Source organism: Pseudoalteromonas sp. McH1-42 (assembly GCF_022347845.1).
In the GTDB taxonomy this organism is placed as follows: Bacteria; Pseudomonadota; Gammaproteobacteria; order Enterobacterales; family Alteromonadaceae; genus Pseudoalteromonas; species Pseudoalteromonas rubra_D.
The window spans coordinates 1-14983 of the sequence record NZ_JAKRFU010000020.1 but is presented as its reverse complement, the minus strand read 5'-3'; the positions used below and the strand labels follow the sequence as shown (position 1 = coordinate 14983).

General features: G+C 48.8%; 13 protein-coding genes and 1 other RNA gene. 11 read left to right on the top strand and 3 right to left on the bottom strand.

What is annotated here, in order from left to right; translation table 11 throughout:
• Positions 1-310: 310 nt before the first annotated feature.
• On the bottom strand, positions 311-1258 hold the full coding sequence (locus MHN31_RS17635; protein ID WP_239444923.1) for a D-2-hydroxyacid dehydrogenase: 948 nt from the start codon (positions 1256-1258) through the stop codon (positions 311-313).
• Between the two features lie 132 nt (positions 1259-1390).
• Between MHN31_RS17635 and zntR the strand changes: the two genes are divergently transcribed.
• The 3 genes from zntR to MHN31_RS17620 all read left to right on the top strand — a co-directional run bounded on the left by zntR (position 1391) and on the right by MHN31_RS17620 (position 4243).
• Positions 1391-1804: a Zn(2+)-responsive transcriptional regulator gene (gene zntR / locus MHN31_RS17630; RefSeq protein ID WP_138538883.1), complete on the top strand. Its 414-nt coding sequence runs from the start codon at positions 1391-1393 to the stop codon at positions 1802-1804.
• Entirely contained in the window at positions 1791-3011 is a 1221-nt protein-coding gene (locus MHN31_RS17625; RefSeq protein WP_239444922.1) for an SO_0444 family Cu/Zn efflux transporter, read from the top strand. The genes zntR and MHN31_RS17625 overlap by 14 nt, the downstream gene beginning before the upstream one ends.
• A gap of 134 nt (positions 3012-3145) precedes the next feature.
• Positions 3146-4243, top strand: a complete 1098-nt coding sequence (locus tag MHN31_RS17620; protein ID WP_125561984.1) for a 1-acyl-sn-glycerol-3-phosphate acyltransferase — start codon at positions 3146-3148, stop codon at positions 4241-4243.
• A 406-nt stretch (positions 4244-4649) separates the two neighbouring features.
• Here the strand turns inward: MHN31_RS17620 and ssrS are convergent.
• A non-coding RNA gene (gene ssrS, locus MHN31_RS17615) (6S RNA) lies at positions 4650-4832 on the bottom strand.
• Between the two features lie 220 nt (positions 4833-5052).
• On the opposite strand from ssrS, the gene MHN31_RS17610 reads away from it, so the two are divergent.
• From MHN31_RS17610 to MHN31_RS17590, 5 genes are all read left to right on the top strand, one after another.
• The gene (locus MHN31_RS17610) at positions 5053-5610 is read left to right on the top strand and encodes a UPF0149 family protein (RefSeq protein WP_010385254.1); all 558 of its coding nucleotides are present in this window, start codon (positions 5053-5055) and stop codon (positions 5608-5610) included.
• A 5-nt stretch (positions 5611-5615) separates the two neighbouring features.
• Positions 5616-6932 carry a Xaa-Pro aminopeptidase gene (gene pepP, locus MHN31_RS17605; RefSeq protein ID WP_239444957.1) on the top strand — a complete coding sequence of 439 codons (1317 nt, stop codon included), beginning with the start codon at positions 5616-5618 and terminating at the stop codon, positions 6930-6932.
• 19 nt (positions 6933-6951) lie between these two features.
• Entirely contained in the window at positions 6952-8124 is a 1173-nt protein-coding gene (gene ubiH / locus MHN31_RS17600; RefSeq protein WP_239444921.1) for a 2-octaprenyl-6-methoxyphenyl hydroxylase, read from the top strand.
• A gap of 9 nt (positions 8125-8133) precedes the next feature.
• On the top strand, positions 8134-9300 hold the full coding sequence (locus MHN31_RS17595) for an FAD-dependent monooxygenase (RefSeq protein WP_239444920.1): 1167 nt from the start codon (positions 8134-8136) through the stop codon (positions 9298-9300).
• A gap of 523 nt (positions 9301-9823) precedes the next feature.
• Entirely contained in the window at positions 9824-11404 is a 1581-nt protein-coding gene (locus tag MHN31_RS17590) for a hypothetical protein (RefSeq protein ID WP_239444919.1), read from the top strand.
• Positions 11405-11646: 242 nt separating this feature from the next.
• Here the strand turns inward: MHN31_RS17590 and MHN31_RS17585 are convergent, their stop codons facing one another.
• A complete protein-coding gene (locus tag MHN31_RS17585) occupies positions 11647-12492 on the bottom strand; it encodes a LysR family transcriptional regulator (protein WP_125561976.1) in 846 nt (281 codons plus the stop codon).
• Between the two features lie 129 nt (positions 12493-12621).
• On the opposite strand from MHN31_RS17585, the gene MHN31_RS17580 reads away from it, so the two are divergent.
• The 3 genes from MHN31_RS17580 to gcvH all read left to right on the top strand — a co-directional run bounded on the left by MHN31_RS17580 (position 12622) and on the right by gcvH (position 14825).
• Positions 12622-13212 (top strand): hypothetical protein, encoded by a 591-nt coding sequence (locus MHN31_RS17580; protein ID WP_125561974.1) that lies wholly within the window; start codon positions 12622-12624, stop codon positions 13210-13212.
• A gap of 78 nt (positions 13213-13290) precedes the next feature.
• Positions 13291-14373 (top strand): glycine cleavage system aminomethyltransferase GcvT, encoded by a 1083-nt coding sequence (gene gcvT / locus MHN31_RS17575; RefSeq protein WP_058797543.1) that lies wholly within the window; start codon positions 13291-13293, stop codon positions 14371-14373.
• Between the two features lie 62 nt (positions 14374-14435).
• Complete coding sequence (gcvH, locus tag MHN31_RS17570) at positions 14436-14825, top strand: glycine cleavage system protein GcvH (protein WP_010385245.1); 390 nt, start codon at positions 14436-14438, stop codon at positions 14823-14825.
• The last annotated feature ends 158 nt before the right edge of the window (positions 14826-14983 follow it).

Genomic DNA, 14983 nt, shown 5'->3' with positions numbered 1-14983 from the left:
TTTTAATTTCTTAAAAATCAAACGGTTACTATTTTAAGTGAAATGGCTGTTATTTAAAAGGACTAAGTTTTGAATAAAAAAACTAATAGTTAGTTAAAAAAATAACAACTTACGATTTCGCGCCAGATGTCATTACTACTCGTTACCGGATATCGCTTCGGATGATTTGTTGCTGGGCGGCTACTTACCCGTTGTACGTGAATAGTTCCCGGCTCGGAAGCCGGGGATGATGGTGCTTAGCTGGATGGATCAAGCGCTCAATGGCGTTGAGCTGACTCGTTGTTGAGCGTAAACACCAGAAGCGACCTGTTTACACCAGGCGATTGCGCTCACTTCCTTGTAAAAAGCTGGTGATATTCGCGGCAATACCGTCAATCAGACGGGTGATAGACTCCTGACTGGCCCAGGCGGTGTGAGGGGTCAGTAATAAGTTATCGCCTTTGTACTGCACCAGCGGGTTTGTCGCTGTTGCAGGCTCGACACTGAGTACATCAACGCCTGCACCGCCAAGCTGCTTCTGGGCTAATGCATCTGCCAGTGCCTGCTCATTGACAATGCCGCCTCGCGCGGTATTCAATAAAATGGCGTGAGTCGGGAGTAAGGCCAGTGTACTGGCGTCAAATAAATCTCGGGTGGTGTCTGTCAAAGGGCAGTGGACTGAGACAATATCTGCGTTTCGCAGTGCTTCTTCAAATGCAACGCGTGAGTCACGTATCACCTCTTGTCCGGGGCGCTCTGCGATAATAACCTCGGCACCAAAAGCGGCGGCAACCTTTGCCACGGCCTGGCCAAGATTACCATACCCGACGATCACAAAACGTTTGCCCGACAAGTCGTGTATGGGGTAGTCCAGACGACAAAATATGTCACTCTGTTGCCAGGCGTCATTCGCACAATCTTGTGCATACCGGTGAATATTGCTCATTAAGTTGCCGAGCAGCGTAAAGGTGTGAAGGACCACAGAGGGAGTGGAGTAACCAGCGACATTAGTTACGGCGATATTGTGACTACGCGCGGCTTCCAGATCGATATTGTTGGTGCCGGTTGCGGCCACACAGATCAATTTGAGATCAGGCAGCTTACTCAGTGTGTCGGCATTGAGCACGACTTTGTTCGTCACTACCACATCTGCACCGTTAAGGCGGGATAGTAGCTGGTTGGGTGACGTGGTTTGGTACTCGGTGACGGTACCGTGTTTTCTCAGAGGATCCAGGCTGACGCCCGCTAATGTGGCGGCATCTAAAACTACAATATTCATGGGGCAAATATTCCTTACTAACAGATGGTGTGAGTGTATCATTTTTATGGTTAGTTTATCTTTGCACTTGACCTTGAACTCAACTCCAAGGTTTATACTCTAAGTAGATTCATAAGGACGGCAAAACTGACGATGTATAAGATTGGCCATATTGCAAAACAATTGAATGTGTCTACCGACACACTGCGTTATTATGAACGCCAGGGTCTGTTGCAAGCGCGTACACGCAGCTCGGCGGGCTATCGGTTGTATGATGACAGCGCGGTTGAACAGATGCGCTTTATCGTACGAGCCAAAACTGTGGGCTTCAGTCTCAAAGATATTCAGGAGTTGCTGGCCATTAAAATTGATAAACATAATCACAGCTGTGAAGAGGTTAAATCACTCACTGTGCAAAAACTGGCACAAACCCGGCAAAGGATTGAAGAACTGGTGAAGTTTGAGCGTTCTTTGAGTGTGCTCGCTGAGCGATGTTGTGGTGGTGAGGAAAGCGCTGATGATTGTTCTATTTTGACTGCGTTGGAGGATATAGATGGCTCTGCTTAGTAATTTTTGGCAACTCTTTTTGGTTTCGGCACCCTGGCTGATGCTGGGCCTGTTACTTGCCGGGTTGCTTAATGTATTTATTCCCAAAGACTTTTTACAAAAGCACCTGGGCAAAGAAGGGCTCTGGACCACCATAAAAGCCGCCTTGATTGGGGCACCCATGCCGCTGTGTTCTTGTGGTGTTATTCCGGCTGCGATTGGGCTCAGACGTGCAGGCGGGTCAAAAAGTGCTACCACGGCCTTTTTAGTGTCGACACCCGAAACCGGGGTGGATTCTATCTCTGTGTCCTATGCACTGTTGGGTCCATTCATGGCTGTGATACGGCCCATTGCGGCCGTCGCCAGTGCCATTACGGCCGGTGTACTGGTTGGCAAAGATGAAGGCAAAACGCCGCAAAATGCGGCGAGCAACTCAGCGGGGGGCTGTTGTGGCAGCTCGGTAAAAAAAGTCCAGCCTGAAAAAAGTAGTTGCTGCGCCAGTGAGCACACTCCGGTTGCAACGCAATCTGCAAGTTGTTGCGCTGGTCAAAATAAGACTGAACCAGAGTCTGAAAAAGGCTGTTGTGATAGTGAGCCTTCACACAACAAGGCAGAGCCTGTGGCTTCCTGTTGTACGGCAGCTGAGCCTAAGCCGGGGCTGTGGCAAAAACTGGTTTCTGCTGTGCAATTTAGTTGTAACAAATTACTCGCAGATACTATGCAATGGCTACTGATTGGTCTATTCTTTGCGGCTTTAGTGCAAACCTATGTTCCCGAAGCCTTTTTGGCTCAGTGGGGCAATGGGATCCTGGCCATGATAGTGGTTATTCTGGTCAGCATTCCGATGTACATATGCGCCACAGCGTCGACGCCGATTGCTGCCGGGTTGCTACTGGCGGGCGTATCTCCGGGTGCTGTGCTGGTATTTATGCTGGCCGGGCCGGCCACCAATGTTGCCACCATAGGGGTGGTCGCTAAAGAGCTGGGACGTCGTGCTGTATTTGCTTATCTGGGGGCTGTCATCGGGGTGGCGATTGTATTCGGGTTCTTGACCGACTGGTTGGTTGCTCAGTTTGGCTTTACCGTTGCTCCAATGATGGGGCACGACCATGAAGTCTTACCTGGTTGGCTGACGTTGGCCAGTGGTGTGGTATTGGCTTTGTTAATGATCAGGTTGATGCTGATGGGAATTAAGCAACGCTTTGCACCAACACAGGTTTCGGCGTAGTAAACGTGCGCCGACATCAGGCAGCGCGTCGTGCTAGGACTTCTGGTCAGACTTGATATTCTTAGCTTCCGATCCGGGCACACGATAGAATAAGACGTTTTGATGACAACCACCAATAATAAAAGAGTAGTTTAGTGGATAAATACGCAGATATCAGACCTTACAATGACGATGAAGTCCCCGCAGCTTTGCAGCGTTTGTTGGACGATGATCAGTTTATTGATGTGATTGCGGAGCATAACTTGCCCAAATGGCTGGCAGGATGGGCGCTGATATCCCGGCCACTAGTGCGCAGCCGGTTGAAGAAAAAGTGGCAGTCTGTGAACAATGTCGATGCGGTTCAGGATGAGGTAGCCGGGTATCTGGCGATGCTGATTGAGCGCACCACCAGCAAGGTGACCTATTCAGGGCTAGATCAGCTTGATGGCCAGGGGGCTTATCTGTTTATCTCTAATCACAGAGACATTGTCCTGGACCCGGCCCTGGTTAACTGGGGTTTGCATCAGCAAAAAATGAAAACAGTGCGTATCGCCATTGGTGATAACCTGCTTCAGGTCCCTTACATCACTGAGTTAATGCGCTTAAATAAGAGTTTTATTGTTAAGCGCTCTGCCAAAGCGCCAAAAGAAATGTTACGCGCTTTGTCTCAGCTGTCGGCTTATATTTATGATTCACTGACTGAGGGTAATTCAATCTGGATTGCACAAAAAGAGGGCCGCGCTAAAGATGGTGTCGACTTTACCGATCCGGCGTTGCTGAAGATGCTGCAACTACAAGGGCGCAAGCTAAAACTGCCGTTTGCTGAATATGTGCGCCAGCTTAAGATTGTACCGGTATCGATTTCCTATCAGTACGAGCCATGCGCCGTGTCAAAAGCGCGTGAGCTGTATCATAAACAGCAGTTTGGGGAATATGTTAAAGCTGAAGGTGAAGACATTAACAGCATCATCGAAGGATTTAGCAGTGACAAAGGCCATGTACACGTGGCATTTGGTACGCCCATTGATGATGACTTTGAAACACCGGAGCAGCTTGCTGAAATTATCGATCAGCAGATTGTCAGCAACTACTATCTGCATTCCAGTAACTATCTGGCTGCGGGCGACGAAAGCCAAAGCAGTGAGCAGGATAAAAACCATTTTACGAATGCGCTGGAGCAGGTGCCGGAAGAGTTACGTCAACTGGTGCTGTCTATTTACGCGCAGCCTGCCAAACGCAAATTGTCGCAGTAACGTGACGGTTTAGCGATTCAGTTAAAAACGCCTCTTGAGGCGTTTTTTTGTGTCTATCAAAAAGCACTTAGCAAAATTATACCAATTTGCTTAATTAAGTGATCTATTTTGAGGCGAGAAAATAGGCTCGATAACACCGCTCCCGCGTCCTGCTATCGCTGAGGCACCTACATCCCTATAGGCGAGGCAAAAATTTTGCTATTTAGTTGTTCTAAATGAGAAATTTTTAACGCTGTTAGCGTCCTATTTGCTCCTTCAAATAGACCAAGTATTAAGTGAAATTGGTATTAATATCTCAGTTGAATATGGAAACCAAATCGTCATCATGCTGGGTGGTTAGCACTGAGTAAGCTAGAGCTGAATTATTCGGAGTTTCTGTATCTGATTAGACAATGAAAGTGGGAAAGGTGTCCCCGGCAACGCGGATGCAGATGTCAGTCCTTGAACCCTAAGGTTCAAGGCGGAAAGCAACAGCCTACCGTAGGCTTCTCGGTACCTGCCGAGCCTGCGCAATAGTAAGCAAACTGCGTTCCTAAGAAAAAGTTATCGGCTCAGGGACATCATCCACTGTCCGACGTGCTAGGGAACGATTTCAGTATATAAGACCCAGCCGCATCTAGAAACCTTTATCCGTAAATATCTGCAAAAAGTCGTTCGACTGGCTGTGATTTATGCACTTTTTGATTGCCATCTGAGCAGGGCAAAAAAGTGCGCAGATTATTTGTACACAAACAGACAAGTCGTTGCTGTTGCTATACTTCGGGTGGTAGCATTAACTAAGCAGACGAAAGCAAACGAGAACAATATCCATGAGTGAATTTAGAGATTATCAGCAAGCGCAGCTACTGCTGGAACAACACGATATCTACATTGCCCCGGCTGAAGTGCACGGTACCATCAGCGGACTACTAGCATGTGGCCTGAATATCGAAGAGCAGGAATACCTTGGGCTGCTGAGCGATGTCTTTAACGATGGTCAGAAGTTTGCCGCGCCATTAAAAGAATTTTTTGCCGAGTTGTATAAGCTGGTGGTTGCGCATTTTAATGATCCAGAGCACCACTTCGAACTGTATTTACCACTAGAAGAAAGCCTGAGCGATCAGGCCAATGCACTGGTAGCCTGGGTGTCCGGGTTCTTGCTCGGCTTTGGCCTTAAGCAAAAAGACTATGGTAAGTTTTCGGCTGACGTAAAGGAAGTGATTGGTGACTTTAGCGAGATCACTAAGTTAGATACTCATTTCGATGAAAGTGAAGAAGACAAACAGGCGCTGCATGAAGTGATTGAATACATCCGTGTATCGGCACTGCTGTGTTTTGCTGAGCTTGGTAAAGACGCCGCTTCATCGACCTCTAAAACAGTGCATTAATTATGATGATAGCCAATTTGGAATTTGTAATGCGCCGCACTCAGTTGCTGGCGCAGATGGATAACAACGCCGTGGCGGTGATCCCCGCCGCCGTTGAGCTGACCCGCAGCCGCGATACTGAATATCCGTTTCGTCAGGACAGCGACTTTTTCTACCTGACCGGGTTTAAAGAACCGGACGCGGTACTGGTTCTGAGCAAAGACAAAGACGGCGCAACACAACAGACACTGTTTTGTCGTAACAAAGATAAGCTGGCGGAGATTTGGCATGGTCGACGTATGGGCCATGAAAAAGCCAAAGCAGCGCTTGAGCTGGACCAGACTTTTCCATTGAGTGAGCTGGACGACGAGCTGCTGGGGTTGGTGAATGGTCGTAAGGCACTGTATTACGGTCAGGGCACATACACAGCGTTTGACGATAAGATCTGGGCCTTGCTTGGCACATTGCGCAGCGCACCGAAAAAAGGCTACCGGGCACCAGAAATCATCAAAGATGTGCGGCCATTGCTGCATGAAATGCGACTGTTTAAGTCAGACGCTGAAATAGCAGTGATGCGCAAAGCGGGCGAGATCAGTGCGCATGCACACAAGCGTGCCATGCAATTTGCTAAACCCGGTGCCACCGAGTTCCAGCTGGAAGCTGAAATCCACCATCATTATGCCATGAATGGGGCCCGGCACCCGGCCTATGGCACCATCGTGGGCTCGGGTAACAACGCCAATATTTTGCACTATACCGACAACTGCGATGAACTAACCGACGGAGATTTGATCCTGATCGACTCCGGCTGTGAGCTTGAAGGGTATGCTGCCGACATTACCCGTACCTTCCCGGTAAGTGGCCGCTTTAGTGCGCCACAAAAAGCGGTGTACGAATTAGTCCTGGCCTCACAACTGGCGGCTTTTGAGCAGGTTAAGCCGGGTGGCACTTTGGTCAAAGCCAATGAAGCGGCCATGCGAGTGATGACCGAAGGGTTGATTTATTTGGGTATTCTCGCCGGTGAAGTGGACGAGTTACTCGATAAACAGGCTTGTAAAGCGTTCTACATGCATGGTCTTGGCCACTGGCTGGGACTGGATGTGCACGATGTTGGTGAATACAAACTGGATGAAGCCGACAGACCATTTGAACCTGGCATGGTACTGACCATAGAGCCAGGCCTGTACTTTGATGAAGATGCCGAAGTGCCGGAGCAATTTAAAGGGATTGGAGTGCGAATTGAAGATGATCTACTGGTCACCCCGGATGGCTTTGAAAACCTCACCGCAGCGGTGCCTAAAACCATTGCTGAGATAGAAGCTTTAATGCGTTCAGGCGAATAACGATAAGCAGGAGCAAGACTTGCAACACTTTGATGTGTTAATCGTGGGGGGCGGCATGGCAGGTGCTACGGCCGCCGTCACGATAAAAAAACAGCAACCCGATAGCCGGATAGCGGTTATTGAAGCATTTGAACCTAAAACTGCACATCATCCCAGCTTTGACGACCGTAGCCTGGCATTGGCCGAGCAATCGGTATCTTATTTGCGTGCTTTAGGCTTGTTTGATCCAAACTGGGATTTTGCTGAGCCTATCACTCAGGTACATGTGTCAGATCGGGGTCATTTTGGCAAAGCCACAATTACCCATGATGAGTTTGCCGTTGATGCGCTGGGCTATGTGGTTGAGGTCAACCCTTATGGCGCTTATCTGCATCAGCAGCTCAGCAAGCTGGATATAGCACTGTATTGCCCTGCTAAGATAGCCAAGCTGACGCAGCAACAGGCGCAGGTCGAGGTGTTGCTAGACAGTGGCGAGAGCCTGTCGGGTAAGTTACTGGTTGTGGCCGATGGTGCGCAATCGCCGACTCGCAGCAAGCTGAATATTGGCTTTGACAGTGTCGCATACACACAAGGTGCCCTGATTGCTAACGTACAGATCAGCGACAAGCATCAAGGTCAGGCGTTTGAGCGTTTCACAGAGCATGGCCCGATGGCGCTGTTGCCCATGAGCAGCAATCGCTACTCTCTGGTGTGGTGTATGCCTGAGCAGGCACTGGCGTCTTTAAGCGAGTGCGAAGAGTCTGAATTTTTGACTCGTTTGCAAGCGGCCTTTGGCTATCGTGCCGGGATGTTTGAACGGGTTGGCAGACGAACCAGTTATCCGCTGGTACTGGGGCGGGTAGAGCAGCTGGTGCATCATCGCTGCGTACTTATAGGGAACGCCGCACATGCCATTCACCCGATTGCCGGACAAGGCTTTAATCTGGGGCTGCGTGATATTCAGGCGCTGGCTGAGCAACTGCAAAAGACTGACCGACAGCAGTGGGGCAGTCATAGCTTTACGCACGGCTATAAAATCGCGCGCGAGTCAGATATCCACCGTGTTATGACGCTAACCGATGCACTGGTCAGGCTGTTCTCTAATGATTCTCGTATGTTGGCATTGGGACGCAGTTGCGGTCTGTTGTCGATGAGCCTGTTCTCACAACTGAAAGCGCCACTGGCGCGACAACTCATGGGACGAACCCTGTAAGGAATAATCATGCAACAAGTACAAGTGTGCATAGTCGGTGGTGGGTGTGTTGGTCTGGCGCTGGCGCTGGGCCTGGCAAAGCACAATGTCTCGGTGATGGTGCTGGATGCCGGTCCTGAGCCGCAGCCACTCAATGAGGCGTATGCCGCGCGGGTCAGTGCCATTAGTTTAGCCAGTCAGAGTTTGTTTGAATCGTTGGGTGTATGGGACGCCATCAAAGCGCAGCGTGCTACGGCTTATCGTAAAATGTCGGTGTGCGATGCCGATAGCTTTGGCCGTATTCAGTTTAATGCACAGCAACTGGCTTTACCTGAACTGGGTCATATCATTGAGAACGATGCGATTCGCTATGCTTTATATCAGGCTTTGCAGCAGCACAGTCAGGCAAGTTTGATGTTTGACAGCCGTTACCAGTCTATCCACCAGACCGACAGCGACGTGCTGATCACGCTCGAACAGGGGATGCCGGTAATGGCCAAATTGCTGGTTGCAGCAGATGGGGCAAACTCAGGAGTACGTAGTCAGTTTAAGTTGCCGATCAGCTTTTGGGATTACGACCATCATGCCATTGTCGCGACCATCAAAACCGAGCAGCCTCACGATGCCACTGCGCGGCAAGTGTTCCTGTCGGAAGGCCCGCTGGCACTGTTGCCTTTATCTGATCCGCATACCCAGTCAATCGTCTGGTCAACTGCACCTGACCATGCCCGCGAATTAATGGAGATGGACGAGCAAAGCTTTAACAAAGCATTGAGTGCGGCCAGTGACCTCCAGTGTGGCTTGTGCAGCGTTCAGGGCGAGCGCGCAGTATTTCCACTAACGATGCGTTACGCACAGCAGTGGTTGACGGGTAAAGTGGTGTTAATGGGCGATGCGGCACATACCATCCACCCACTTGCCGGATTGGGCATGAATTTGGGCCTTAAAGATGCGGCGCATCTGATCAAAGCAATCAGCGAAGACAGTGAGGAGTTTGCCTCTCACCGAACACTGCGTGAGTATGAGCGCAGCCGCAAACTCGATGCACAAAAGCACATTGCGATGATGCAGGGGTTAAAGGAGCTGTTCAGCGGCAGTCACCCGCTGAAAAAGTTAGTCCGTGGTGTGGGTCTGAATGTAGTAGATAACCTCGGCCCCATTAAAGATTTATTTGTACAACAGGCCATCGGCGAATAGCAGGTGCCTAAGGGCTACTGTGTGCAAAGCAGTGGCCCTTTCAAATCGGCAGATTCATTACCCGGTTATCAAGCTCAACACGCGTTAGCTCGTGTTCATTCTCAGCCATCCCGCACTTGATGCGGAAACTACCAACAGGCGACTGGGACAAGCATTAAGCATAATTCATCAAACCCAACCCCAGTCATCCCGCACTTGATGCGGAAACTACCAACAGGCGACTGGAGCGAGCATTAAGCATAACTCATCAAACCCAACACCCGTCATTCCGCACTTTATACGGGAACCATAGACAGGCAACTCGCAGGCACCATAACCCACCAATCTCCGAACTTACCACCTGTCATTTTTTACTGTGATATGCAAAAGAGGCATGTAAGCAAGTGAAATATCTTTTTGGTGTGGGTTAGTTAATAATATCAACAAGTTAATCCATTACCTATCTTGATGTGTATTGCAATACGTCAGAGTAGCTAGGATCGAAGTAAACAGTATCGCGGAACTAAGTAGTCCAGGAGTAGATATGTCAGAGACAAAAACCAAAGTAGAAGAAAACCAGCAAAAACTGGTGGATGGTCTGGTCAGAGCCGCAGTGGGCACCTATACCGGGGTGCGTTCAAAGAACACAATGCTTCCCATATTGGAAGGAGCGCAGGAATATAGCAAAGCTTTGCCTAAAAATCGTCTGAGATATGGTTTTGGTATGGGGGGAGCCGTGTTATTTAGCTTTTTGTTTTCGAGTATCTTTGACAACGAAGTAACGGAAAGCGAAAAGCTGAGTGAGGCGCTGAATAAGCTGGATGATCTCCACTTTGCTATGCTCAAAAATCAGCAGAAACTGGTACAGTTAATTGCCAACTATCATACTTATCAGGAAGTTCTGCGGTTTAATGACCTGATGCGGGGGATCCACAGCATCAGCAGAGATCTATACAAGTTTAATAATTTGGAAGACAAAAGTCAGACAGCCTGTCAGGATTTACTAAACAAAATAGAAATCGCAAGAAACCTGGGGGTAGTCTCTAATTTACTTTACCCGCTCGTTGAGAAAAAGAACTATACCAAAGACCTCATGCATGAAGTCATTGAGCCTCTGATTGAGTGCCATGGCACCATTACCAGGCATGAAGAATTTGCAATGAATCTGTTTTTCCTGCAGTTTTTTACCAATCTCGGCGCTTTTATCAGAATCGGCCGGGTACTGTATGAAAACATGCAGAGTGTGATCCACTCAGACATGAAGTGTCGTGAGCGGAACCTGCTGATAAGGCAATACCTTGACGACACACTGGACTTCATGGGCAGTACAAACACCATATATGACCTGAAATATCGTGATTCACTGATACTGCCGTCAGTGGTTTATGATGAATTGCGTTATGCAAACAAAGGCATACAGGCTCTGAGTGAAAAGACCAGCTTGCGGATCCAGCAAGTCTGTGAAGCGAATATCAATCAAAATATCCGGGATTACGTTGCGACACACATTAATTTTGGCAAAATGAAATCGAACGGGAAGCATCTCTATGAGTTTCAGGCACAGCTTGAGAAAAATTATCCGTCTTACGCTTTCTTTTCTGTGATCACGCCCTCAACGAAAGGCACACGCAGCTTTGATATTGGAAGCGATAAGTTTGACAGTATTTTGTTTTTCAAGAAAAAGCTATCCGGCGACGAGCGCAATATCCAGGTCTTTTTTATTCACAGGCGTCATCTGAACAGCGCCACACAGGAATTTGTTAAACAGAGACTGGAATGCAAAAAGCCAGAAAAGTATAGGCATGTTGTACCTAAAGATAAGTATACGCGTAAGGGAGATAAAAAGCTTGATGCAGCGGTAAAAGAGAGCCGAAATTACAGCGAAGCGTTGTCTTTATACTGGCACTATAACACGTCTAACCTGTTGCTGAAGACCTATGATCCCAAAACATGCTCTAGTGTAGTGACTTGTGCTGCAGGTCAAGAGCAGATAAAAACCAGATGGGGCAAGAGCATTTACTTTTATTTGGGCAACGATTTTATGTTTGAGCCTATCTCTACGACAGAGACTGGTATGTATGGTAATAATGGTCTGGCATTACACTTTTTCCCGAAATATAAATAAGTGGCCGTCAGGGGCGAGAACCCTTCGGTCAGCTTCAAGTAGTTCCCGGCTCTCTGTCCGGGATATCGAGTTGCATTAATACAAAGCCAGATCTGTTTAAAGCCACACAATGGGGTTGCAAAACGCCACCCCAGCATTGACTGCCGATCACCTCGCACCACTTTCTGTCATCCCGCACTTGATGCGGGAACTACGAACAGGCAGCGCCTCGATACACTATGAGCGGATCTCAAAAGCAGTGCTTACCCCAAGCGCAGTGCAATAAACTCGGCCAGCTTATTCACCGCGTGCGCAGACTCCTGGGTGTTTTTAACCAGGCTGATACCAATCTGACCCAGCTCTGGCAAAAAGGACGTTTGCGCCTGGTAACTGAGCGTAGCCGGCACGGTGCTTTTGGCCAGTACCGTAATGCCCAGACCTTCTTTGAGGGCTGCCGTCAGGCCGGTTAAATCCGCATTACTATATACAATGCGGTATTGCAGCCCGGCCTGTTGTAATGCTTCGATGGCACGGCGACGATAAATGCAGCCTTCCGGCGCTGTCACCAAAGTGACAGTTTGTTGTTGTGCCAAAGACAGGTCGCCCACCCACACCAGCTGGTCCTGCATAAACACCGGGTAGTTAGACGAATTAAGGTCTTCGTTTAGCGCCAAGACCAAATCGAACTGATCCTGGCGTGATACAGATAGTAAGTGTTTACTAAGTCGGGATTTCACTTCCAGCGCGACATCCGGATATAAAGACACAAAATCGCCGATAATGGCGGGCAGAATACGCGCGGCAAACTCACTGGGGATCCCCAGACGCACCCGGCCGGTGACGCTCTCTGAGGTAAATTGCTGAATGATCCCATCGTTAAATTGCAGCATTTGCTTGGCCTGAGGCAGCAGTAGCTCACCATACTGATTGAGTACCTGGCGTTGACCCTGTTTTTTAAATAGTTTACAGCCCAGTTGTTCTTCAAGACGTTTGATCTGCAAACTCACAGCGGGCTGAGAGAGGCCCAGCAGCTCACCTGCTTTGGCAAAACCGCCCACTTCAACCACAGTCACCAGGGTGCGCAGGCCATCAATCGATAAGTTTTTCATATTAATAAAATCAATTTATAAAACCCAAATACATTAATATTATTTATCAAACGATAAATAAATACAATTTGTTGTTGCGCAGGCGGATCCCTATACTTTTCTCCATCTTAATTTCATCAGGATAGTCGCATGATGAGCACGCCAATCATCTTCGCTAAACACCGTCAGGGTACGGTGGCGGCGGAAAATCGCCTTTTTTCGCCACAGGATCTGGTTGTACTGGATTTCAGCGGATTTGAAACCACGCCTTTTCTTAATCAGGAATTGGGGCTGAACCTCAATAAACTGATGGCACCCGGGCTGGGTGTACAAGGTCTGTTGGTTGGCGGTCAGTCTTTTGCCGTGTACTACTTCAGCGAAACAGCCTACCGTTTTGTGCTGAGTGAAAGCGCTGCTCAGGCCCTTTCTGCGCTGGTAAGTAAACATGACAGTGACTACGATATTGAACTGGTACGTCGCAGCGACCTGGCGATTGCTCAACTGAGTGGTCAGGCAGCGCTTGAGACGGTGCTGAACAGTTTTTCTCTGACGCCGGGTCTGCAAATTTCAGATGAACTGGCCTGCTATGGTAAACAAAGTGGCGATGTGTTTGTGACCACTTTAGTACAGCAGGGTCAGCAGCACTATCAGCTGATTGCAAATCAGGAATCTTTGAGCCTGTGGCAGGCTCGACTGGTTGAGCAAGGTTTTGCTCATTCAGACGAACACGCCCCAAATTAACCCCAATCGCCAGTGTTGCGCTGGTGAACACAATCTGGACCTTGCCGGATGTGTGATGACAATAAGTGAAGAAAGAGTATGACTTCTAAAACAGTACTGCATGCCAAGCATCTAGAAGCTGGCGCGAAAATGGTCGATTTCCACGGCTGGGAAATGCCAATCAACTATGGCTCACAAATCGAAGAGCACAACGCTGTGCGTGAAGACGCAGGCATGTTTGACGTATCTCACATGACAATCGTTGATGTGAAAGGCGCAGATGCACAGGCGTTCCTGCGTAAGCTGGTTGCTAACGATGTGGCAAAGCTCAAAGTAGCGGGTAAAGCACTTTACACTGGCATGCTGAACGAGCAGGGCGGCGTGATTGATGATTTGATCATCTACTTCTTCACTGAAACTGAATACCGCCTGGTTGTAAACTCTGCCACACGCGAAAAAGACTTAGCGCACATGAACGGTGTTGCTGCTGACTTTGATGTGGCGATCACTGAGCGTCCAGAGTACGCGATGATTGCGGTACAGGGTCCAAATGCCAAAGCAAAAACAGCGACCATTCTGAGCGATGCGCAAAATGCAGCAGTAGAAGGCATGAAGCCTTTCTTTGGTGTACAAGCCGAAGAGCTGTTCATTGCGACCACGGGCTACACAGGTGAAGACGGCTACGAAATCGTTGTACACAACGATGATGCTGCGCAACTGTGGCAAAAATTATTAGATGCGGGCGTCCGTCCGGCTGGCCTAGGTGCACGTGATACGCTACGTTTAGAAGCAGGCATGAACCTTTATGGCTCAGATATGGATGAAAGCGTTTCTCCACTGGCTGCTAACATGGCATGGACCATTGCCTGGGAGCCGGCAGAGCGTGACTTTATCGGTCGTAAGGTGATCGAGCAGCAACGTGCAGACAAGAGCACTGATAAGCTGGTTGGCCTGGTACTTGAGAGCAAAGGCGTTCTGCGCGGCGGCTCTAAAGTTATCGTAGAAGGTGGCGAAGGTGTTATCACTTCTGGTACATTCTCGCCGACGTTAGGCTTTAGCGTAGCTTTGGCCCGTGTACCTCGCTCTACGGGTGACACAGCTCAGGTTGAAATGCGCAAAAAGCTGGTAGACGTTAAAGTGGTTAAACCTTGCTTTGTACGCAATGGTAAGTCGGTTCTGTAACGAACAGAGCATTAAAGAATAACGGGCGATGGCCCACATAAATCGACCAAAGGAACAAAAAAATGAGCAACATTCCTAGCGAGTTAAAGTACGCAACGTCACACGAGTGGGTTCGCGCTGAAGGCGACGGCACTTACACAGTAGGTATCACTGAGCATGCACAGGAGCTTCTGGGTGACATGGTATTCGTAGACCTGCCTGACGTAGGTGACGAAGTTGACGCTGGTGAAGACTGCGCGGTTGCTGAGTCTGTAAAGGCAGCTTCTGACATCTACGCGCCAATCGGCGGTGAGATTGTTGCTGTTAACGAAGAGCTGGAAGACTCTCCTGAATCAGTAAACAACGACCCTTACGGTGACGGCTGGTTGTTCCGTGTTAAAGCGTCTGATGAAAGCGAGCTTGAAAACCTGCTTGACGCAGAAGGCTACGAAGCCAACATCGACGAAGACTAATTCGTTGTAGATACCGTAAAAGCCCCCTGTGTGGGGCTTTTATAGTTGCGCCCTGTGTAATACCAATTTCACTTAATACCTGTTCAATTTGACGGAGCAAATATGACGCTAACTGTGTTAAAAATTTCTCATTTAGAACAACTAAATAGCAAAATTTT